Annotated in this window: 17 protein-coding genes; 7 read left to right on the top strand and 10 right to left on the bottom strand. The window is 42.3% G+C overall.

Annotated elements, in window-relative coordinates:
• Positions 1-40: 40 nt before the first annotated feature.
• Positions 41-1096: a type IV pilus twitching motility protein PilT gene (locus tag ACIGBM_RS01575; protein ID WP_296209488.1), complete on the bottom strand. Its 1056-nt coding sequence runs from the start codon at positions 1094-1096 to the stop codon at positions 41-43.
• Between the two features lie 358 nt (positions 1097-1454).
• Between ACIGBM_RS01575 and ACIGBM_RS01570 the strand changes: the two genes are divergently transcribed.
• Positions 1455-2171, top strand: a complete 717-nt coding sequence (locus ACIGBM_RS01570; protein ID WP_397476535.1) for a YggS family pyridoxal phosphate-dependent enzyme — start codon at positions 1455-1457, stop codon at positions 2169-2171.
• 46 nt (positions 2172-2217) lie between these two features.
• On the opposite strand, the gene ACIGBM_RS01565 is transcribed toward ACIGBM_RS01570, so the two are convergent.
• Entirely contained in the window at positions 2218-3492 is a 1275-nt protein-coding gene (locus ACIGBM_RS01565; RefSeq protein WP_397476534.1) for a hemolysin family protein, read from the bottom strand.
• Positions 3493-3704: 212 nt separating this feature from the next.
• Positions 3705-5396 carry an NAD+ synthase gene (locus ACIGBM_RS01560; RefSeq protein WP_201548552.1) on the bottom strand — a complete coding sequence of 564 codons (1692 nt, stop codon included), beginning with the start codon at positions 5394-5396 and terminating at the stop codon, positions 3705-3707.
• Between the two features lie 875 nt (positions 5397-6271).
• On the opposite strand from ACIGBM_RS01560, the gene ACIGBM_RS01555 reads away from it, so the two are divergent.
• The 3 genes from ACIGBM_RS01555 to epmA all read left to right on the top strand — a co-directional run bounded on the left by ACIGBM_RS01555 (position 6272) and on the right by epmA (position 9868).
• Positions 6272-7399, top strand: coding sequence for an AI-2E family transporter (locus ACIGBM_RS01555; protein WP_397476533.1), 1128 nt, complete (start codon positions 6272-6274; stop codon positions 7397-7399).
• A gap of 280 nt (positions 7400-7679) precedes the next feature.
• Positions 7680-8789 carry a 4-phosphoerythronate dehydrogenase gene (locus ACIGBM_RS01550; RefSeq protein WP_397476774.1) on the top strand — a complete coding sequence of 370 codons (1110 nt, stop codon included), beginning with the start codon at positions 7680-7682 and terminating at the stop codon, positions 8787-8789.
• A gap of 50 nt (positions 8790-8839) precedes the next feature.
• Positions 8840-9868, top strand: coding sequence for an EF-P lysine aminoacylase EpmA (epmA, locus tag ACIGBM_RS01545; RefSeq protein WP_397476532.1), 1029 nt, complete (start codon positions 8840-8842; stop codon positions 9866-9868).
• Between the two features lie 158 nt (positions 9869-10026).
• On the opposite strand, the gene ACIGBM_RS01540 is transcribed toward epmA, so the two are convergent.
• The 6 genes from ACIGBM_RS01540 to ACIGBM_RS01515 form a co-directional block, all read right to left on the bottom strand.
• Positions 10027-10668 carry an NAD(P)H-binding protein gene (locus ACIGBM_RS01540; RefSeq protein ID WP_397476531.1) on the bottom strand — a complete coding sequence of 214 codons (642 nt, stop codon included), beginning with the start codon at positions 10666-10668 and terminating at the stop codon, positions 10027-10029.
• 235 nt (positions 10669-10903) lie between these two features.
• Complete coding sequence (locus tag ACIGBM_RS01535; RefSeq protein ID WP_201568371.1) at positions 10904-11353, bottom strand: DUF188 domain-containing protein; 450 nt, start codon at positions 11351-11353, stop codon at positions 10904-10906.
• Positions 11353-12729 (bottom strand): 5-(carboxyamino)imidazole ribonucleotide synthase, encoded by a 1377-nt coding sequence (locus ACIGBM_RS01530; protein WP_397476530.1) that lies wholly within the window; start codon positions 12727-12729, stop codon positions 11353-11355. Before ACIGBM_RS01530 ends, ACIGBM_RS01535 begins: the two co-directional genes overlap by 1 nt.
• A gap of 197 nt (positions 12730-12926) precedes the next feature.
• Positions 12927-13478 carry a 5-(carboxyamino)imidazole ribonucleotide mutase gene (purE, locus tag ACIGBM_RS01525; RefSeq protein ID WP_082624535.1) on the bottom strand — a complete coding sequence of 184 codons (552 nt, stop codon included), beginning with the start codon at positions 13476-13478 and terminating at the stop codon, positions 12927-12929.
• Between the two features lie 107 nt (positions 13479-13585).
• Positions 13586-14542, bottom strand: coding sequence for a metallophosphoesterase (locus ACIGBM_RS01520; protein WP_397476529.1), 957 nt, complete (start codon positions 14540-14542; stop codon positions 13586-13588).
• 103 nt (positions 14543-14645) lie between these two features.
• Positions 14646-15254 (bottom strand): rhomboid family intramembrane serine protease, encoded by a 609-nt coding sequence (locus ACIGBM_RS01515; protein ID WP_057758273.1) that lies wholly within the window; start codon positions 15252-15254, stop codon positions 14646-14648.
• A 422-nt stretch (positions 15255-15676) separates the two neighbouring features.
• On the opposite strand from ACIGBM_RS01515, the gene ACIGBM_RS01510 reads away from it, so the two are divergent.
• Together ACIGBM_RS01510 and ACIGBM_RS01505 are read left to right on the top strand one after the other, a co-directional pair.
• Positions 15677-17329 (top strand): hypothetical protein, encoded by a 1653-nt coding sequence (locus ACIGBM_RS01510; protein WP_397476528.1) that lies wholly within the window; start codon positions 15677-15679, stop codon positions 17327-17329.
• Positions 17330-17644: 315 nt separating this feature from the next.
• A complete protein-coding gene (locus tag ACIGBM_RS01505) occupies positions 17645-19243 on the top strand; it encodes an OmpA family protein (RefSeq protein WP_397476527.1) in 1599 nt (532 codons plus the stop codon).
• Positions 19244-19344: 101 nt separating this feature from the next.
• Here ACIGBM_RS01505 and nagZ read toward each other — a convergent pair whose 3' ends face one another.
• Complete coding sequence (nagZ, locus tag ACIGBM_RS01500; protein ID WP_397476526.1) at positions 19345-20421, bottom strand: beta-N-acetylhexosaminidase; 1077 nt, start codon at positions 20419-20421, stop codon at positions 19345-19347.
• A 456-nt stretch (positions 20422-20877) separates the two neighbouring features.
• On the opposite strand from nagZ, the gene ACIGBM_RS01495 reads away from it, so the two are divergent.
• The gene (locus ACIGBM_RS01495; protein WP_201547855.1) at positions 20878-23088 is read left to right on the top strand and encodes a carboxy terminal-processing peptidase; all 2211 of its coding nucleotides are present in this window, start codon (positions 20878-20880) and stop codon (positions 23086-23088) included.
• Positions 23089-23449 lie beyond the last annotated feature (361 nt).

Genomic DNA, 23449 nt, shown 5'->3' with positions numbered 1-23449 from the left:
TATCACCAATTATTCACTTCTAATGGTCTCTCTATATATACTATAGAAACGCTTCAGGCTGTTTTGCATAAGGACGCGCCACATCTTTGCTAATAGTACCTTTGCCTACCAAGTTCTTTAATGTTTGATCGAGCGTAATCATGCCTTCGCCTGCACCAGTTTGAATAGCAGAATACATCTGAGCAATTTTATTCTCACGTATCAAGTTACGGATAGCGGGGGTACCTAACATGATCTCATGGGCTGCCACACGTCCACCTGCTTGACGACGTAACAGGGTCTGTGAAATAACGGCTTGCAATGATTCTGACAGCATAGCGCGAATCATGTCTTTTTCAGCAGCAGGGAACACGTCGATGACACGGTCAATTGTCTTAGCGGCTGAGCTAGTATGTAAGGTACCGAATACTAAGTGACCAGTTTCTGCTGCCGTCAATGCTAAGCGAATGGTCTCAAGGTCACGTAGCTCACCGACCAAGATAACATCAGGATCCTCACGTAGAGCAGAGCGTAATGCTGGTTCGAAACCCAAAGTATCACGATGAACTTCACGTTGGTTAATCAAGCTTTTCTTTGATTCATGAACAAACTCAATCGGATCTTCGATAGTTAGAATATGCTCCTTACGGCTTTCGTTAATATAATCAATCATCGCCGCAAGCGTTGTCGATTTACCTGAACCTGTTGGGCCCGTTACCAGTACCACACCACGCTTAAAGTCAGAAACGCGTCTAAAGACATCGCCCATACCTAAGTCTTCCATCGTTAATACTTTGGAAGGAATGGTACGAAATACTGCGCCTGCACCGCGGTTTTGATTAAAGGCGTTGACACGAAAACGTGCTAGATTAGGAATTTCAAAAGAAAAATCCGTTTCAAAAAACTCTTCAAAGTCGGCACGTTGCTTATCATTCATGATGTCATAAATAAGCTGATGCACAACTTGATGGGTCATCTCTGGCATATTGATACGTGTCATTTCACCATCGACACGTATCATTGCCGGCATACCCGCTGAAATATGTAAATCTGATGCCTTATGTTTAACCGTAAAGCGCAGCAAATCTTCGATACTTAGATTATTTTTTTCAGCCATAATTTGATATTCCTATCACTTAGTTCGGGTAAAACAGAACACTACAAAAACACGTGGTAAACTATCTATCAGCAATTTCAACTGAACAAGAAACGTTGAAGAGATAACCAATTTTTTTTACTATCGCTAGCACATTCAGTAGCATATGTTAAAGCATGTAACAATATCATAACAAGACTGTGAGTATTTAACCATCTACTAAGTTAATAAAACTCAAAATTAGTTTTAATAAAGATATTTTTATATAAATAATCTTTTATCAATCTTCATTAAACGATTCTGCATAAAATAGTCATAAATATCGAGTAATTATTTTTTGAAGAAGTTTTGGAAACCTAATAAGTATTAAAGGCCGAATATGAAAGAAAAAGATCAAAATATTGATGAAGTGACACTTATCGATAACTGGCAGCAAGTTCATAAGCAGATGAAGCAAGCGTGTGATCATGCTGACAGAAAGGCTAATAATGTTATGTTGTTGGCTGTTTCAAAAACGAAACCTATTGACATGATTGCAACTTTAGCAAAGCAGGGACAGCGTGATTTTGGTGAAAACTATCTACAAGAAGCCATCGAAAAAATTACTGCTCTTAAAACGCAGCCTGTAGGCGAGAGTATCGTTTGGCATTATATCGGTAGTATTCAACGTAATAAGACACGTGACATTGCAGAGTACTTTGATTGGGTGCAAACGGTTGAGCGCGATATCATCGCCAAACGATTGAATGACCAACGACCAGCTGACCTGCCACCATTGAATGTGTTGATCCAACTAAATATCGATAACGAAGACAGCAAATCCGGATGTGTGCCAGACCAGTTGCCAGAGCTGATAACAGCGATTAAAGGCTACGAGCGTCTACAGTTACGTGGCCTAATGATTATTCCTGCTAAAGCCAACACGGATGCTTTTGCTCGAACTAAGCAGCTGTTTGAAGAGATTAAAGCTGACCATCCAGAGTTAAGTGATTGGGATACGCTTAGTATGGGTATGAGTGGTGATATGGCAGAAGCAATAGAAAACGGTACAACAATGGTACGTGTCGGCACTGCTATCTTTGGTCAGCGTGCTTAAAACAATGTGAGTAAGCTAGTTAAGCATTTTTTAACTAGCCATTAGGTTAAATGATATCTTCTAATTTAGTGACTAGCATCTGCGTGATTTTAAGATTATCAGTCGCAATAATCTCAAATCGATAATTGGCATACTCAATCGTGTCGGTCTTTTTAGGGATTTTTCGGAGCATATACATCATAAATCCACTGATAGTCTCGTAATTTTGACTGCGTGGTAGGTCGACGATATCTAATGCACGAATTACATCTTCGATAGGGGTCATGCCATCGATTAGCCACGAGTTGTCAGTGCGCTGGACGATAGGTTGTTCCTCTAGCGTTACCAACTCACCCATCACAATGCTCATCACGTCTTTTAAGGTGATAACACCAACGACTAGGGCATATTCATTCACAATAACTGCAAAATCAGCGCCAGTAGATTTAAACATCTCTAATACTTCAAACAAAGACAAAGTATCAGGCACGAAAAGTGCTGGCTTTAATAGGGTTTTGTTTGTCAGGCTAACTTCTTGTTGGTTCAAAACCAAAGCTAAAAAGCTACGAGATTCCACATAACCAATGATATGTTCTAAATCGTCATCATGGCAGACCAAGAACTTATTGTGTGGCTGCTCAATCATGATATTCACGACTTCTTCGGTACTTGTCTTAGTATCAAAATAAACGATATTTTCTCGAGGATTCATCACTGAGGTGACGGTACGCTCTTGCATATCAAAGATATTTTCGATCAAGTGATGCTCTTGCTTCTTTAATACACCTGCTTCAGCACCAGCATCCATCACTGCATAAATATCTTCTGGTGTCATATCATCTTGACGGATGGTTGAGATGCCAAAAAGCTTAAACAGGATATTTGCAGCCCCATCGAACACCCATATAATGGGCTTTAGTATAAATATTAACAACATCATCGGGCGCACAAGCCGTACCGCTATCGTCTCTGCATTTGACATGGCCAAACGCCTAGGCATTAGATCAGCAAGTAGTGAAAACAAACTCGTAATAAGTACAAACGATATGACTGATGCTATCGTTTCACTATTCAATAACTGCTCGAGATAAGGACTAATGGCCGACTCACCCACGGCACCAGCTGAAATAGCGACCGCATTTAGCACTATTTGTACTACGGTGATAAAGCTACCAGGATGCTCTTGCATATTGAGCACATCAAGTGCGCGAACATCGCCTTCTTTTGCCATAATTTGGAGCTTGATTTTGCGGCCTGCAGCGATGGCAATCTCAGCAGCAGAGACAAAGGTACTTAAGGCAAGCAGTAAAAGAAGAAAAACACTAGCGGTTAGCAAACTCATGACGTACTCGAAAAAAAATAAAGATAATTGAGGCAAATAGTTGGTGAAACTGTGTGGAAAAGAATATGGCTAGGTGTAGACATTTTTGGTGGGTAAAAACCAAAAAAGCTGGGCAAGCACCCAGCTAATAGTAAAAAATTCGATATCTTGTAAAACTGGCTAACTAGTACCTCTCAACTTATAGATAGCAGAAGTTGAGAGGTGTGTAGTAATTAGCCTTTGATTGACCACTTATTGACTAATGGATAACGGCGTTCACGTCCAAAAGCTTTGTGGCTAATCTTAGTACCGATAGGAGATTGCAAGCGTTTGTATTCGCTGTTGTCTACCATTTTGATAACTTTGGCGACCATCTCAGCATCAAAGCCTTTATCAATAATTTCTTGATAGCCCATATCTTCATCGATATATGACGTCAAGATACCATCTAACACATCGTAGTCTGGCAAGCTGTCTTGATCTTTTTGATCTGGACGTAGTTCAGCCGATGGCGGACGAGTGATAACGCGCTCAGGAATAACAGGCGTATCCTCTAAACGGTTACGATAGCTCGCCAATTTATAAACTTGAGACTTGTATACGTCTTTTAATACGTCAAAGCCGCCAGCCATGTCGCCATATAGTGTTGAGTAACCAACCGCCAATTCTGACTTGTTACCAGTCGTGATGACCAAATGACCGAATTTATTAGACAATGCCATCAAAATAACACCGCGAGCGCGCGCTTGGATGTTTTCTTCGGTCGTATCTGCTGGCGACTTGTTGAATAACGGCGCCAACGTATGACGGATACCTTCGACAGCGTCAAAAATAGGGCAGACGGTGTAAGAAACATTTAAGCGACGTGCCTGTGCTTGAGCATCTTCTAGACTGATTTGAGAGGTATACTCGTATGGCATCATGACTGCGTATACTTTGTCAGCGCCTAACGCGTCAACAGCGATACAAAGCGTCAAGGCTGAGTCAATACCACCTGATAACCCGACAATAATACCAGAGAACCCTGAATGGTTGACATAGTCGCGTAGACCGACGACTAACGCCTGATACATTTCAGACTCGCGGCTCAAGGTTAGAGGCGCTTTGGTCTGCTCGTTGAATTTAGCAGTTTTTACATCTAACGTAGCTAGTAGCAACTGGTTCATAAAGCGCGGCGCTTCATGAGCAATGCTGCCGTCAGCTTGTACAGCCATAGAGCCACCATCAAACACTAGATCGTCTTGTCCGCCCACTGCGTTGACATAGACGATAGGGAGTTTGTTTTCACGGCTACGCTTGGCCAGCATGGTTTTGCGATTGTCTTGCTTTTCAATCTCAAAAGGTGACGCGTTTAAGCTTACGATTAGATCAGCACCTTGCTTTTTAAGCTCAGAGATAGGACCTTTCTCCCACAAATCTTCACAGATAAGCAGACCAATAGTAATACCTTTATAGTCAAATAAAACTTGATTACGACCTTTATCGAAATAGCGACGTTCATCAAACACGCCATAATTTGGCAAAATTTGCTTATGATAAAAGCCTTTTTGATGACCATTATGTAGGATGGCAGCAGAGTTAAAAGTACCGTGATGATCGACATGCGGATAGCCGACAATCATGACGATATCATCAATATCACTCAAAGTAGACAAAGCGCTTTTGACGCGGCCAGACAAGCTTGGACGTAGCAATAAATCTTGTGGAGGGTAGCCTAGTAGCGCTAACTCTGGGAATACGATTACGTCAGCACCCTGTTCGCGTGCTTGTAATGCTAGGGTACGCATTTTTTCGACGTTGGTTGCGATATCACCGACCAAAAAATGTGATTGAGCTAAGGCAAAAGTGACAGTATCTTGTGGTTTATTGGTCTTACTGGCTTCGTTTGAGGTGTTAGAGTTGGGGTTATCAGTGTCTTTTGACATTGTTATTGTTCCTATCGATATATTATTAAAATTTGGTGTGTCTGTATTGATTTCAAATAAAATCAAAGTAAATCCGAAATTAACTCAAAATTGCGCTCTTGCATATCAAGCTCAAATATTGAGCTGATATGCTGAGTCTAAATCTCGTATAAGCCTTTATAAAAGACTTATGATTTTGCTCAAGTAACTCACTCTAAATGATGGCGACACCCTAAAATTAGAACTTATGATAGTCTAAAAGAAGACGATATAAGCGGGTGTTGAAATCTGGCTCAGAGGATTCGATGTCTTTACGACGATGTAAATAAATATGTGCAAATAAACTTAACTACACTGAAAAGCTTAAAATAATTGCTTTAGTATAACATCAATTGTCGCGACAAATAGAACGCACCAGTGGATTCCCTTATAAGATAACAGTTTAAAAGCTGAACATAAAAGCAGTTTTCGATACATCATTTTTACACACTAAATTCATGCATTATGCGCTAGTCATTATCGTCGTCATCTAGTAAGCTTGCATAGACAAAGTTGTAAGTAAAGATTACAACAACGCGTTATATAATTCACACGCTTTATTGCATAATAAAGCGTGCTAACTGCATTTTTATTGTGTTGTCTATGATAATGAATGGCTGTGAATTTGTAGTATGGAACTGGGCACAGTCATACTATTTAATCGTCATACTATTTAATTGCCATATTACTTAATCGTTATATGATTTCATAAGTCCGACCCAATGCTTTTTTGTATGATTCGCAACTCTCGCTAATGGATATGGCTTACAGACAATGTCTAAAAGCTGATATTCATCACACATTTATAAACTCGCCAGCAAAATTATCGTTTGCTGTCCGCTTTTGGTTTATACGCTATGATTGAAAACTGGACAAAAGAATTTATTATTCAGCGCTTATTGGCAATTACGTTGCTAGTGGTGCTATTCGTATTGTGTTTTCAAGTGGTGCAGTTTTTTATTGTACCAGCGCTGTGGGCAGCGATTTTGGCCTATGTGACTTTTCCTATTTATAATTTCTTCCATGAAAAGGTGAAGCTAAGCCCAGATTTTAGTGCTGCTATTATGACGGTGAGTATCTCACTGATAATAGGCGTGCCACTGGTCATCGGTGTGTTTATCTTACAGCAAGAAGCTTTGAGTTTAATCAGTAATTTGATTTACCGTATCAAGGTAGGTTACTTAGATGTGCCTGACTCCCTCAAAGATTTGCCTATCATCGGTCAGCAAGTCAAAGACGTGCTGTGGCGTATTAACAAAAACCCAGAAGGGACGCTAGAAGCTTTTCGCATTTGGGTTCAGTCGCATTTATATTATGGCAAAATAGCATTTGATGTGGTGTTCAGTAGTTTGGCCAAACTCGGTATGGCGTTAATGACGCTTTTCTTCTTTTACCGAGATGGCACCAGTCTGGTTCGGCAGATTCGTCAAGCGCTGCGTAACATCATCGGCAATCGCATTGACGGTTACATCGATTCTGTGGGTACAACTACGCGTGCCGTGGTATATGGTATTGGTTTGACGGCATTGGCTCAGGCTTTATTGGCTGGTATCGGCTATTACTTCGCTGGTGCACCAAGTCCTATTTTATTGACCATTGTCACGTTTATTATTGCCCTGATTCCCTTTGGTACGCCTTTCGTTTGGGGCGGTGTATCGATTTGGCTATTAAGTCAAGGGCATACTGCAGAGGGTATTGGATTGGCACTATGGGGTGTACTGGTAATTAGCTGGGTGGATAATTTGATTCGTCCTATCGTCATTAGCGGCGCGACCAAAATTCCTTTTATCATTATTTTTATTGGTGTACTGGGTGGCCTAACAGCGTTTGGTTTTGTTGGTTTATTTATCGGGCCTGTCGTATTGGCTATCGGGCTTGCAGTATGGCGCGAGTGGATATCGCAGCATAAGAATGAGATATTTGCTCAGCAAGAGGTGATGCTTTCTGACGCTCGTGTGATAGATCCTGTGCACGAACCAGAATAACGAGTCATTAGGGCGTGTCTTCAATTCACCCAATGGCCACCTAAATGGGCTAAAAATGGCTAAATTTTGCCAAACATCGTCAAATAGCTGTTTAATATCTCGATATTATCTACGCTATTTTTCTTGTTTGACGGCAATTTATCTCATTTTTATTTCCATTTTTGAAATGAAGACACGCCCTAGAAAATACGATGTAAAGAATTATCGATAGAGATGATGAGTAATGACAAATAAGAATATGGCAGAATCGACGAATAATAAAATCGATAAGTTAAGCGTGATTAAAAATATCACTATTTTAGCGGACAGCAACATCGCCAGTCTGAATGATTTTTTTAATGATGCTACGCTTGGTCAGCTGACTGAGCATACGGTTGATATCATCACTGTCGCTGGTCGAGATATCGATGCAGCGCTACTTGCCGATGTGCAGCCAGATGTGCTGCTGATACGCTCTGTGACGAAAGTAAACGAAGCGCTATTGGTTAATAATAACAGTGTACAGTTTATTGGGTCTGCGACTATTGGGACCGACCATGTAGATCAAGATTACCTAGCGTCTCGCAATATCACTTTCGCCAATGCGGCTGGTTGTAGCAAGCATTCTGTGGCTCAATATGTATTAACGGCTATCTTAACTTTGCGTCCACAGTATTGGCAGCAGTCGGCGTCATTAACATTAGGCATCATTGGTCTTGGTAATATCGGTAGTACACTTGCTCAATATGCCTATGATTTGGGTTGGCAGGTGCTAGGTTATGATCCCCTGTTACCAGCCTCTAAAACTAACAATGCTAGCTTGGAGCAGGTACTTAGCCAAAGTGACGTGGTTAGTCTGCATGTGCCTTTAACCAATGAAAAGAATGCGACGAATCCTAAAGGTAGTGATTACCCAACACGTCATCTTATCAACGCAGCTGCATTAGCAATGATGCCTGCTGATACAATGCTGATTAATAGTGCGCGCGGGCCTGTAATTGAGGAAAGTGCGCTTGAAACAGACATTGAGCGTACTGGACGTCAAGTGGTGCTAGATGTGTTTGAGCATGAGCCAAAGATTGCAGTAAGCTTGCTATCCAAACTTGCTATTGCCACACCGCATATCGCTGGCTATACGCTAGAAGGTAAGCTACGTGGCACACAAATCATTTATGATGCCTTGTGTGAAAAGTTATCGATACCTCCCACTCAATCTATGTCCAATCTGCTACCGCTAAATATGTTCTTATGGTCTGAACTAAAATCACATTCAGACAGACTGCCAAAGTTTTATGACATTATGCAGGATGATACCTCGTTGCGAAATAAAGCAGTGGATGGGCAAGTAAATGGTGCTGACTTTGACGGTCTGAGACGTGATTACCACTTGCGCCGTGAGTGGCGGTTTTAATTAAACAAGATACTTAGCAACCAATTATTCATCAGTCGCAGTAGAGCCCAATGACTCAAGCAAACAACATTTCTTCGCAGCTTATTAATTCTAAGCCTAGCTATGCACCAACCATGACACTTGCGATGGCACAACAACGCGCGCAATTTATCAGTAGTATTCGGCAGTTTTTTACCAGTCGACAAGTGCTGGAAGTGCAGACACCGCTATTATCCCAAGCAGGCAATACAGACACTTTTTTGCAGTCTGTAGCAGCTCATGTGACCTATCAAGACCGTCCACGCACTTATTATTTGCATACCTCGCCTGAGTTTGCGATGAAGCGTTTATTAGCCAGCTGGCAAGTACCTATTTATCAGATTTGTCCTGTCTTTCGTGATAACGAAATAGGCACGCGTCATAATATTGAATTTACGATGCTTGAATGGTATCGACCTAATTATAGTCTGGACGAGATGGCAACTGAGCTTAATGAGTTGTTGGAGACGCTCTATGGTCATTCAATTGTGATGAGTCATTATCGCTATGTCGATGCCTTTATGGATTTTGTAGGTATCCATCCGTTGACAGCGAGTTTGAGTGCATTACAAGCCGTGGCAGAAGACATGGGTTTAACAGGATTTGATTTTAATAATGCTGATGATAGCGAAGAAAACCGTCGTCAGAGCTGGTTGGATTTGTTATTCAGTCATGCCGTAGAGCCAAACCTAGGTCATGATTTGCCGACATTAATCATAGAGTATCCACCTGCGACCGCTGCACTAGCGAAGACAGCTAGGGATAAAGACGGTAATAAAATTGCGAAGCGTTTTGAGCTGTATATCAATGGCATTGAAATCGCCAATGCTTATGATGAGCTAGCAGATGGTCAAGCATTACGTGACCGTTTTGAACAAGACAATCAATTACGCGCGCGTCATAATCTACCTCAAATGCCAATCGATGAGCATCTATTAGCTGCCTCCAATGATTTGATGCCATGTAGTGGTATCGCAGTCGGTATGGATAGATTGCTAATGGTGTTGACAGGTGCAAGCAGCTTAGAAGAAGTCATCCCTTTTCCCAGTGGGCAAGCATGATTGAATGAGCTTCTTTTAGATTAGCTGTAATCTAAATACATAATAAAAAGGTCGTTACCGATTTACCAATTAGATATTGGCGAATCGATAACGACCTTTTATATTGGCTGCTTTTAAAATTTAGCAGACACAACCAATTCTGCTAATACTAAACTTATTTATACGGTAGCTACTGCTTCATTAATATCAATGTCACCATTGTGTAGATTGAAGACTTTGCCTATGGTGTTATCTGCGGTTAGCACCGAGGCTAGCGTTGTTGCTACATCTTCGATGGCATTTTCGCCAGAGCTGGTATCATTAATAGTAATTTTGCCGGTACCAGCGCGTTCTTTTAGTGCGCCTGGCTGTACGATAGTGTAATCCAGCGAGCTGTTATTCACTAACCAGTGATCAGCGTAGTGCTTAGAGATATAGTATTCTTTTAGATCTGCAATACCAGGGTTTTCGTCCCATTTGTCAGTTTCTAATGAAAAGACCGAACTCAGCATAATATAACGTTTAATACCTTTATCTTGTGCAGCCTGCATCGTTTTTACAGCACCGTGCAAGTCCACTTCTAAGACGTTTTTGCCACCAGATCCTGCTACAAAGTAAACAGCCTCAATATCCTGATCCAGTTGTTTTTCAATAGACTCTTTACTGGCTGTAATGTCTAAATCTAGCTGGGTGTAATTGTCATTATCAAATAGCTTTTCTTTCTGACGAGTCGTGCCAATAACTTGATGGTCATCAGCCAATAACTGCTTAACCAAATCACCGCCCACTCGACCACTTGCACCAACGACTAAAATTTTCATAATCATTCCTATTTTTATTTAAATTCTATTGTTTGAGTTATTCAGTAAGTTTATTTATCTTAAAAACCGAATATAGAGTAACAAAAATAGGTAGCACGCTTCGTTATAAAGCGTGCTGATTAAATAGTGTTTGGTTATAGAGTGTATACAGTTTGCAAGGAAGCAAACGTTGGCTAGATAATGTTACTTGATAGAAACCAGCATAGGTAGGCGTCAGATAAAACGATGAAAAGCACTAACGAACCAAGCGATTAAGGCCATCGGCAAAGGCTTTTTTATCACGATCGCCGTAAGGTTTTTGACCGCTCATTTCCTGCAATTCTAGGACACCAGTACCGCGCATGGTATCCATAAAGTCGCGCATATTGAGCTTTTGCTTGATGTTGTTTTTGTCGTAGACCACGCCGCGCGTCGTCAATACCATACCACCTTTATCCAAAATGTCATTGGCTAGAGGGATATCGCTAGTGATAGCCAAGTCACCAGTTTGTATCTGCTCGACGATATAATCATCAGCTTTGTCGAATCCTGATGGCACGACAGTCATAACAAGTAAGGGCGACTTGCGTAACTTAATCGGCTGATTGGCTACAAATATGGCCATGGTCTTGGTACGTTCAGCCGTTTTAATAATCAAATCTTTGGCAATCAATGGTACCGAGTCTGCGTCCACCCAAATCTGCATTATTTATTGGCCTTCTCAGATTTTGATGAAGGAGTAGTCAGGCTGCCTGCTTGGCTGTCTTTATTGTCTAGCTCATCAGCTGTGGCATTATTTTGAACACTGTTCTGAGTACTGTTTTTAGCATTACTCTTAGTATCGACGTCTGCTTTACTAGGCTGAGTATCTACGTTTGCATACTCTTTGTCCAGACCAACCTTGTTTGGCAAGATAGCGACCAGTTTTGCCATAGCAGGCTCTAAATCAGTCACGTCGTTAGGCATCAAAGTGATATGAGCAATCTTGCGATCGTTACGCTCAGCCTTATGATAGCTATGGTAATGAGCGCCATCGATGTTTAGCACTGCACTAATATCAGGATATTGACCCAACACATTTACCATAATCGCAGGATGTACGTTATCTGTATCGCCTAACGGCAAGTTAACCACGGCACGGATATGATTCTCAAACTGACTGGTGATAGCGCCTTCGATACTCCAGTGTCCAGAGTTGTGGACCCGTGGTGCGATTTCATTTGCTAGTATCGCGTTATGACCACGAGCATCTTTGGTGACAAACAATTCAAGCGCCATAACGCCGACATAATCTAAATGATTCATGACTTTAGTGATAGCATCTGTTGCTTGCTGGAACAGGTGACTCGTACCAACAGCAGGTGCTTGAGTTTTGGCTAATATACCGTTGTGATGGTGATTTTCGACCAAATCGTAACAGCGAACTTGACCGTTTTGCGCTCTTGCCGCGATGATAGATACTTCACGACTAAAATCAATAAAACCTTCGGCAATCAACGGAGCGGGCGTTGGTGTCAGCGAGCCTTTGCCAGTGACGGCATCCTTTAATGCTAGCCAAGCGGCTTTAATATCGCTGTCTTGTTTGATGACGAATTGACCTTTGCCGTCATAGCCGCCGCGGCTGGTTTTTAGGACGATAGGCAGACCTAGCTCATTGCAAGCTTGTTTTAATTCAGCTTCAGAATTGACAGCCATAAAGGGTACAGTGGCAATATCAAGCGTGTTGAACATCTGCTTTTCTTTTAAACGATCTTGAGCGATATCAAGCGCAATCAATGGCGGAAACATGCCTTGCTTGCTGCCAGATTTTGACAAGCTAACCAGTTGTTCGACCGTAGACGTTGGCGTGTTTTCAAACTCTAAGGTAAAGACATCCGCTGCTGCGATAAAGTCTTCTAATTGATCGCTATGAAAGACACGACCGTATAGGCTGGCAGGACATTCTGGATTGTCTTCTAAAAATACGCATTGGTAACCCAATGGCATGGCGGCTTCGGCAAGCATCATACCAAGCTGACCACCGCCTAAAATACCGATGGTACGAATGGTTTGGGTAACAGGATAAGCGTTTGCTGTAGTCATGGCAGGCTCTTTGAATAAAAGTGAATAAGGTGTTTGGGCTATTAAAATCTAAAACTCAATGGGTGAAAATAGGAAAAGGTGCACTGTATGCACCTTATCTCTACTCGGAATTGCTTAAAAATATACAGTGATAGCTTCAATCGTTAAGCTATAAATATAAAAGACGCTGCTATAAAAGGTGATCGATTTATATTTACTTAAGGATTGATGATACCTGGTGTTGGGCTAGCAAGAATAGTCTCAGTCTGAGACTGGCGCATCTGATCGAGCTTAGTAGCAATCGTATCATCATGCAATGCCAGTACTTGAATTGCAAGTAGGGCAGCGTTATAAGCACCAGCAGCACCAATCGCCAAAGTACCAACAGCGACGCCTTTTGGCATTTGTACGATAGACAGTAGACTATCCCAACCGCTCAGCATAGATGACTTTACGGGGACACCAAAGACAGGTAGCGGCGTTTGACTGGCACACATGCCTGGCAGATGAGCGGCACCACCTGCACCAGCGATGATCACTTGTAGACCATTATCTTTTGCGCTTTTGGCATAATCAAATAATCTATCAGGCGTACGGTGTGCAGAGACAACTTCACAATCAAAAGCAATGTCAAAGTCTGCAAGCAATTGCGCAGCAGCACTCATGGTTGCCCAGTCAGACTGCGAACCCATGATAATGCCGACTTTTGGCTGACCAGCAGGGGAGGTGATTGGACCGTTCTGGTTAGCAGCAGTATTCGTGGTGCTCATGATTGGATATCCTCAAAAAGACCATCATACAAAAATTTTGCTACACTCGTAAAGCCAAGTTTGACTTTTAATACTGGTATGGCGCTAATTGTATTGATATCACGATTTTATATATGTTTTTCATCGTGATAATGCTGAACAAAATGATTGACCGTCAATGGTAATGGTTGTTCGGTATCCAGTTGATAGCATGTTAGATAGCCGCTATCTACTGCTGCAGAGTAGTCAGTACAGGCAACTTGTGGACTGAGTGGCTCAGGTGTGCCAGTGAGCCAATAGTGCCCGACGAACACAGGTTTATGAGTTTTTAGCGCAAACTCAATATTTTCAGCCAACGCCTCAGGTGGTATCTGCGCCAATGCGGACGATGGAGCACGAGACACTTCACGCAGGGTGCGTGTATTTAACTCATCTAGCCACCAGCGTACTCGTACTCGCGTACGCTCGGTACCTTCTTTATCTACCATCACAATGCCATCAGGTAAGCCTGTTTCAACCCCTTTCAACACTCGCTCCAAAGCATTAAAGGCGATGGTATCTTCTTTAGCCGTCGCGATTAAACCTGCTGGAGTCAGACAGTTATCGTCAGTCAGAAAGGGTTTTAGTATTGCCATGCTGTCTGTATCCCAACAAGCATGCACAAAACACGCATAGTCGGTCTCAATCCACAATGGGATTTCATATAAACGCTGCAACCAGTACTCATGTTGCTCTGAGCCAAATGGTATCTCTGCTAAAAATGCCTCGTGTTGGCGTCTATGGATATCATTGTGCGAGCGTAAATACTGGCTGGTATTATCGGGATCGCGCGTGGCATATGCCAATGCATTATATTCATGGTTGCCCATCACTGCATCGGCTACATCGGCATCTAGCATTGCAAAGACAATCTCCAGTGTAGCTAGTTGCTGCGAACCACGATCGATCAAATCGCCGATAAACAAGGCCCTGTGACCTTTTGGTGGCACGAAGTACTGGCCATTATGCTTATAGCCTAACTGATGCAGCAGACCGATCAGTTTGTCTGCATAACCATGTATATCACCGATAATATCTATAATCATAATGTATTACTAAATCTCAAATGTAGAAGTATACCCTGTGCAAAATAGTATTTATAAAGTATAGCTGTCTTTAAAGTGCTAGCTTTACTATACGTAAAAATGTCTAAAATCCTGGTGATAGTAACGCATTGATAAAGTGCGGTAGTACTTTTGGTTCCAAAACAATCGTAGCGATAACGCCGAATGCGCCGCCCCACATATGAGCCATATGATTGATGTTTGAGCCACCACGTCGATCAGCATAGATACTATAAAATATATAAGCGACAGCAAATAGTATCGCAGGAATAGGAACTACGGCAAAGAGATAAATTCTCTCCCATGGTGCTAGCAGGATAAAAGCAAACAGCACAGCTGATACGCCGCCTGATGCGCCTAGACTCAAATAACTGGCGTTGTTCTTATTTTTCACGTAACTTGGAATCATGGCAACGATAATTGCCAACACATAAAAAACCACAAAACCGTAGCCGAATAAAAACGGCTGATATAGTCCTTCGATAGCACGCCCAAAGAAATATAAAGTAAACATATTAAAGAGCAAATGCATACTATCAGCATGAATAAAGCCATGGGTCACAAAGCGATCCCATTGCCCATTGTTGACTGCTGGCGGATAAAAAATCAATCGATTAAATAGCGTCTTGTTTTGCCAAGCCAATAAGCTGACAATAACGGTAATTATGATAATAAGCGTCGTATGGTTTAACAAAGGAAAATCCTTAGGCCGTGCCTGATATGTGACAATGTTACAAATGACAAGCTACAAATGACAATATTCAAAGCCTAAGCGTTACGGCTGAGTAAAAAATAAGTTTGACGTCTAATCCGTATTAAGTACTAACCATTAGCAATAGACTAATACTAACAGCAGTTGCGATAACGCGAATACCTATTGTGTGACAAAACGATGCTTTTTTATGCGGTTATAGTGAATAATGTAGCAGTGTACCATGCAACATAAGTGAAACTTTTAGAGCGATGGTAATGAAGACACTAATAACTAATGTAATGCTCAGACTAGTTACGAGTATGGCCTTAGATAAAAAAGTAACATTTTCAAATGATGTAGATAAAAATAAAATAAGTGCTTAGTTTTGCACATTCCAATAAGGCTGATAGAGGCAGTGGATTATGAACATTATTGACCAGCTAGAGCAAACGATAACCCCAGCTGTAATGGGTAATGATGACAGCAATAATGTCGCCTATGTCAGTTTACTTGAGCAGTTTTATGCTGTTTTGGCTTCGCGCCTAGCTGTGCCACAGGTTTACTCACAATTGCTGCGTACTGACCAAATAATTACTAGCACTAATAATGAAAGCCCGCTATTTGAACAAATATGGCAAGATAAAAACTTACAAAAAACGATCGTCCAAGAGTTGTCAGCCACCCATCACATTGATGAACAGACAACTAAGCAATTACTAATTAGTGCCGCGCCGTTGGTATATCGTGAGCTAAAAGTATTGGCTAATGGTCAGTTTTTGCCAGCATTTTTGCAAGAAAAACAGGTTACTTTACGTCCATACTTACCTATCTGGGCAGCAGCTGTGATTACGGCTCCTCAAGGCGTTAGTCAGCAAATACAAACAAGCTTCAATTCAGATGATGACCATGTGCCAGTACACGTGCCAGTAAGTGACGACATATCGAATAGGCAAGATGATTCTACTTTAGATACTGGCATAGCTGGCATAGCTGGCATAGTTGCACCAATAACGAACACTGATGCAGAAAATATAGAGCAAATATCAACTGCTGAGCGCACGAGCACTGAAGCGTTAGATAACGATACGACTGCCAATAGTAATGCTATTCATGCCAATCCAGCAGCCTACCATTTGGCAGAAAATAGTAATTTAAAGCATGCACAAGTGCGTACTCGTAATCAACGAAACGATCTACTAATACGCGTATTTTTATTAATAGTAGCTTTGGCTGCGCTTGCACTAGCAGCATGGGCATTATTAGTGAAACCCAATAATGAAATACCAGTAGAACCTGTAGCCACAGTACCTGTTGAACCACCGCCAGCACCCGTGCCTCCTGTACCAACAACGACTCCTGTTGAGCTTATTGTCGGTGTAGACAACGGCGGAAACTTGTACACTTGTAGTGCGACCGTTGGCGATACTGCACTGCAAAGCACGTTGCAACAGGCGCTCAATACAAGCTTTGGTGAGCAGGCAAGTATTTGTGAATTGAACATACAGGATGGGGTAGCAACCTCAATCGCTAATATGCCTGCGGAGACACTGCCCAATGTATTGACGATGCTTAGATCAACACCGTTTGCACGTTTACATGTGCAAAATGACCGTCTTACACTGGAGGCGCCAGACAATATGCTGCTGCAAAAACTGGTCACAGAAATACGAAGCTTAGTACCAGCAATGGTAGTCGAGAGTACAGCGCCACTGCCATTGCCTGATAATAGCAACATTGGTGATGCTACGAACAACATGGCAAACGCAAATAACCAGTTTGTAGATGATGGAGCGGGGATTAATAATCAATACAATAATAATGGGTTAAATAGTAACTCTGGCGAATACCAAGCATCAGATGATGATACTGGAGATCGTGTGATACCAACTCCTTTGCCTAACAATAATAGCTTTAATAATGCGCCCAACAATCTGCCTACTAATGGCGCGAGCAATACTCCCAACAACTTTCCTTCGAATAATCAAACGACCAGACCGCCAGGCCCTTTTTCTCCTTCAGAAGTGGATGAGATGGTAAACACAGTCATCGTTGCTGAACCAGCTCAAGTAAGGTAGTTTTTTATCAGGCACGCTGTTTCATATGGCGTGTTTTTTTATGTGGCCTATCTTTTCATGTAATTTAGCTACAGTTACGTGTGCCAACCGAAACATTACTTACTGTATCATTTGCACAACAACGTACAGACTGTGAATAGCAGCTTAAGAATTTTATAATAATCAAAACCAAATAAAGTAGTTTGATGAATTTATCGTCACCATAACTGCTACGCCACCATGACTACTACTATAACGATTGAATACAAAAGAATGATATAGCTGCTTTTTGAGCAAACGAATGATATAAATAAAAATTAAGGGGAGAGCCATATTATGGATATTATTAGCCATTTGACACGCACCGTCAGCCCAGCCGTATTGGAAGATGACCGTAGCCCAGCTAAGAAAAATCTACTAGAACAGTTTTATGCCATTTTTGCTGCTCGTCTTGCAGACAACGATACTTTCAGCCGCTTTGCCAATGAAAACATCGCCCGTGACGACAATGCTTTTTATGACCGTGTATGGACAGAAGGAGCACATCGCGACCAAATCTCTCGCGAATTGGCAGGCAAGCATAATGTCGATGCAACCGCTTCACGCGGTCTGATTGCGATGGCAGCGCCATTGGCTTTTCATGAGATCAAAAGCTTGGCTGGTACCACGCCCGTTCCACAATTTTTGAATGACAACCTGAACAGTTACCAGCATCATATCCCTGCATGGGCGGGTACTGTTTTGCCTGCTAGTGCAGTCGCTGCCACTTCTACTGCAGCTGGCACACCAATTTCTGATACCACCAGCACAGCGCCATTGCAAAAAGAAGAAGAGCCAAAAGAGAGCTTCATGAAAGCGCTGCTACCTATTATTGGTTTGATTATCTTGGGTGCATTGGCTTGGGCACTACTCAGAGGCTGTCAAGAAAACCCTGAGCCTGTAGCAACGCCAGCGGCTACAGTACAGCAAGGGGCGCAAGGTAATGAGGTAGTAGCGGTTGCAGGTGCGATTAAGCCTGCGTCACTGAGTATCGCAACTGGTGAAAATAGCGAGCTGTATGCTTGTCGTATGAGTGTAGGTGATGAGACATTACAAACCAATGTTATGAATGCTTTGACTGGTGCATTTGGTGACGAAGCTAATAAATGCCGTGCTGACGTTGATGATAATTTTGCAGTAGATATGCCAGCATCTGCTCAGTTGGCAACGATATTACCAATTATCAAAAATGTACCGAACGCGAGTATGATTATCAAAGGCGATAACATTACTGTTAATGCTCCTGATGAAGCCGCATTGGACAAGTTGGTTGCTGACTTACAAGCAGCTGCTCCTGCCATGACGGTTCAAGCTGAAGGCCCATTAGATTTACAAGGCGAGATTGATGACAGTCTGGCTGCTGCAGATGTGGCGATGACCAATCTAGGTGAAAACCCAGATCCACGTGATGTTGCTCGTGCTTTGAGTATTCAGGTGATTAACTTTCAAGTAGATGAAGCGGTTATACCTGAAGTCAATAAGGCGCTGCTAGACCGTGCTGCAGAAATCATCAATAATGTACCTGATATGAAGCTGATGATTGTCGGTCATACGGACAGTCAAGCCTCTGATACCTATAATATGGAGCTGTCTCAGGAGCGTGCTGAGTCAGTGAAATCGTATCTAGTGTCTAAAGGGGTTGATGCTAGTAAATTAACGACCAAAGGCATGGGCGAATCAGAACCAATCGCGGACAATTCAACTGAACAAGGTCGCTTCCGCAATCGCCGTATTGAATTTATGGTCAATGACGAGGTTGTTAGTGCAAACGATGGCATGATGATAAACAGTGATTCGCTAGATCCAGATATGAACCCATTAGATAGTAACAATGACGATTTGTTACCAGATGGCGATGACGCTACCCAAGGTACTGCGGTAGATCCAACCAACTAATCTATTTGTTCTTATTTTGATTATAGTAGCCAAATGACAAAAACCGCATCTTATAAAGGTGCGGTTTTTTGTATGCTACTCGATGATAGTTAAGTAAGCTATTATTTATATAAAGTAGGATCTGTTGATTCTTTAGCAGTCTGAGCATCAGCTTGCGCATCAAAAAAAGTCTGAGTAACATTTTGCTTGGCTTGCTGCCAGTATTCAAATTGCTGGCAAGTAGATTCAAGGTCGCCTTGCCATGTTGGGGTGTTGCCGCGCATAGTTTTGATACGTTGCTGGTTAGGGTAAGGCAGATCTTGCGCAGCTTTAGCCGCCTCATGAGCAGCCACACGGTCATTGCATACGAGGGCAATATCACAACCAGCATCAATGGCCGCTTTTACGCGAGCACTGACATCACCAGCCGCCTTTGCACCTGCCATCGATAAATCATCAGAGAAAAGTACCCCGTCAAATTTAAGCTCATCTCGAATGATATCTTGTAGCCAAATTTTGGAGAATCCTGCTGGCTTGTCGTCTACTTGCGAAAATATCACGTGTGCTGGCATAAGAGCGTCCAGACTATGTAGTGTTTGAGCAAAAGGTTGCATATCGCTATTGACGATTTCATCTAAGCTACGTGTGTCAATGGCTTCTGATACGTGCGAGTCAGGAGCGATGGCTCCATGACCGGGGAAGTGTTTACCAGTGGTTGCCATACCAGCCGCTTTCATTCCGCGCATAAACTGTGTTGCAAGCGCAGTGATGGCTTGTGGCTCATGATGAAAGCTGCGATCACCGATGACTTGGCTAATACCATCTCTGTCCAGTACGGGTGCAAAGCTCAAATCGATTCCTACAGCCAGCACTTCAGCTGCCATTAGATAACCGCAATCGTAGGCACAGCTAAGTGATTGATTTGGGTCTTGATTGAATAGCTCACCCAGTCGACCCATAGCAGGTAAGGGCGTGAAACCTTCACGTAGCCTCGCGACTCGTCCACCTTCTTGGTCCACACCGATAAGTATGTCTTGATTGTGATAACGTATATCGTCGCATAGTGCTCTGACTTGGGCCGCATCTGTGACGTTACGACCAAACAATATTACTCCGCCGACCTGTGCTTGTTTAATCAAGCTGACATCTTCAGCGGTCAAAGCGGTACTATCGATATCTATCATTAAAACGCCGTACATCGCGTGTTCCTTATTATTTTATATATGGTTATATTATGAGGGTGACTGACTATACCTGTCTTATCGCTTAGCAGTCATTGTTCAGATATCTTATTATGACAGCTATTATTAATTGAGCATAATGTGGCAGATTATCGGGGTCAAATCAATTTGCTAATAGCTATTAAGTTTAGTCATTAAATCGATGTTCATAGCTTCCAATTGCTATGCATGATAAAAGTGATAGAAAGTTTGGTATGTACAAACGTAGCGTGTAAGATTGCTTATACAGTTTGAGACAGTTCAGTATTTATGCGCGTGATAATATTGATTGATTTTTGACTATATATCAGTATTTAATGATGCATAAAGTATAAGAATAAAACACACAGCATTTATAGGTCATAACAGATTCGAGCATTACTAATCCTGATGAATTACCCAATACTACTAACTTCAAATAACTAGGTACATATGATGAAAAAACAACCAGCACAGTGGTTACTCAGTGCAGCGTCAGTGGGCATCGCCGGTATTATCTTGACCCAAAGCTACGGTACTGCAGTCGCCGAGACCAACACGGGAAGTTTCGTTCAGACCCCTGAGCAAAAGGTCACCACCCGTCAAGTAGCCGCCTTGCTGGATCGCAGTCATTATCTTAATCAGCCTTTAGATAGTAAGACTGGTAGCGAAATCCTATCAATGTATATCGATAGCCTTGACCCAAATCATACGTTATTTTTACAATCCGATGTCGACGAGCTTAAGAAAAAACACGCTGAAGACTTTGGTGCTCGTCTAAAGCAAGGTGATCTATCTGCAGGGGTAGAGGTGTTTGATCGTTACCGCAAACGCTCAAACGAGTACTTTGCGATGGCCACTAAGATGCTTAAGACAGACATTGATTTAACAGGTAACGACACAATCATTCTTGATCGCGAAAAACTCGGTCATTTTAAAACCAAAAAAGAGCAGCGTGATTACTGGGAACGTCAGTTAAAGTTTCAGTTGATGAGCATTACGCTGGGTCAAGAAGACGAAAAAGCCAAAGAGAAAGTATTTTTAAGCAACCCAGATATTACTCGCGGACAAGACTTGGTACGTAACGATGAGCGTACGCCAAATGAAATTTTGCAAAATCGTTTGTCGCGTCAACAAGAGCAGTTTAAGCGTCTCAAAGATGATGAAATCATGGAAACCATCTTAAATACGGCGATGCTGACCTATGATCCGCACAGTAATTACTATGCACCGATTCAAGCGACGGAATTGCAAATCCAGTCTAGTCTTCAGTTGGAAGGTATTGGTGTCTCTATTCGTCCAGATCGCAAAAATCCGGATTATACCCGTATTGTGACTTTGGTCGATGGTGGTCCAGCCGCTAAGTCAGGTCAGATTAAGCCCAATGATTTGATCGTTGGTATCGCAAAAGATGGCGAAACCATGACGGACGTGGTTGGCTGGTCAACGCGTGAAATTGTCAGCTTGATTCGTGGTAAACGCGGTACATCGGTCACACTGAAACTACGTCAACCCAACACGCCAGATGCTAGCGCCCGTACGGTCACGGTAGTACGAGACATTATTCAGCAAGAAGAATCTGGCGTCACTCAGCGAGTGGTAGAAGTGCAGCGTCCTAATATTGATAAGACACCAAAGCGTATTGGCGTACTTGAGATACCGAGCTTTTATCTAAACTATCGTGCACGTCGTAATGGTGAAGACTACCGTAGCGTCAGTATCGATACTGAAAAAGCACTAAAAGAGTTGAATAAACAAAATATCGATGGCCTAGTGGTTGATTTGCGCAATAACCCTGGTGGCTCATTAGATGAAGTTGCCAAGATGCTAGGTTTCTTTATCAAGAGTGGACCACTGGTACAGATTCGTGATAATCGCGGTAATATTCAAGTATATCGCGACAATGATGGTGGCGAGCAGCTATATGATGGCAAGATGGCGGTCATTACCAACTTAGCATCGGCCTCAGCCAGTGAAATCTTTGCCGCTGCTATTCAAGACTATGGTCGCGGATTAGTGGTTGGTAGTACGACAACTGGTAAAGGCTCGGCGCAAATTCAGCTCGATAGCCTAGCTTTAGGCTCTGCTACCTTAACTCAGCGTAAGTTTTATCGTGTCACTGGCGGTAGTACGCAAAATAAAGGTGTTGTACCAGACGTTGAGCTAGTCAATATCTATGACGATGCAACCTTTGGCGAGCGCGCTCAGAAAAAAGCATTGCCTTGGGATACTATCAGAACAGCACCGTATAAGCCTGAAGGGAAGTTTACCAGTGATACATTGGCGACACTCAATCAGCAGTCTAAGATTCGCCAACAAAAAAACCCACAGTTTACTTATCTGTCGACGCTAAATGATATTCGTAACATGGATGATGAAAAGAAACCTGTTCGATTAGATATCAATAGTCGCCGAGCTAAAATGCAACTAATTGAAAAACGCTCATTAGAAGCAGAAAACAAGCGCCTTATTGCAACTGGTGAGCGTCCGTACTCTAACTGGAACACTTATCAGGCAGCGATGGACGCAAAATTTGAAGAACGTAGCCGTATGAAAGCAGCTGAACGTCCAGAATTACCAGAGGATGAAGCGTTTATCAATGAGGCGGCTTACCTTATGCTCAGTGCCGAACCTAAGACAATGCTTAGCCCTGAAGAGAAGCTATAATGTGAAGTTATTATAGCGTTACGTAATCTATGTAAGCATATGCTTACATAGATTGACGTTTAGACCTCTTACCAATGAAGGGTCAATCTGCGACTATAACTGTACGGCACGATTGAACGAAACGGTTCATTGATACTAGGGATTGGTATCTTAAAGGTCGCACTAGGGATAAGTAGTTTGCTGATTAAGGATGATAAGGCTGGATGCCTGTCAGTTATGAGATGCCCCGGGATTAGGTATCACGTAACGCTAACATGGATGGTTGGTAATAAAAGCCGCATGACGCTTGTCGTTATGCGGCTTTGTTACGTCTGGATATTAATAATTTTTATGGCGGATTCTTTAAATAGATAGTATTCAA

Origin of the sequence: Psychrobacter sp. NPDC077938 (genome assembly GCF_044542635.1) — a bacterium.
In the GTDB taxonomy this organism is placed as follows: domain Bacteria; phylum Pseudomonadota; class Gammaproteobacteria; order Pseudomonadales; family Moraxellaceae; genus Psychrobacter.
Note: the sequence above shows the minus strand (reverse complement) of the source record. Positions and strands in the feature narration are given on the sequence as shown.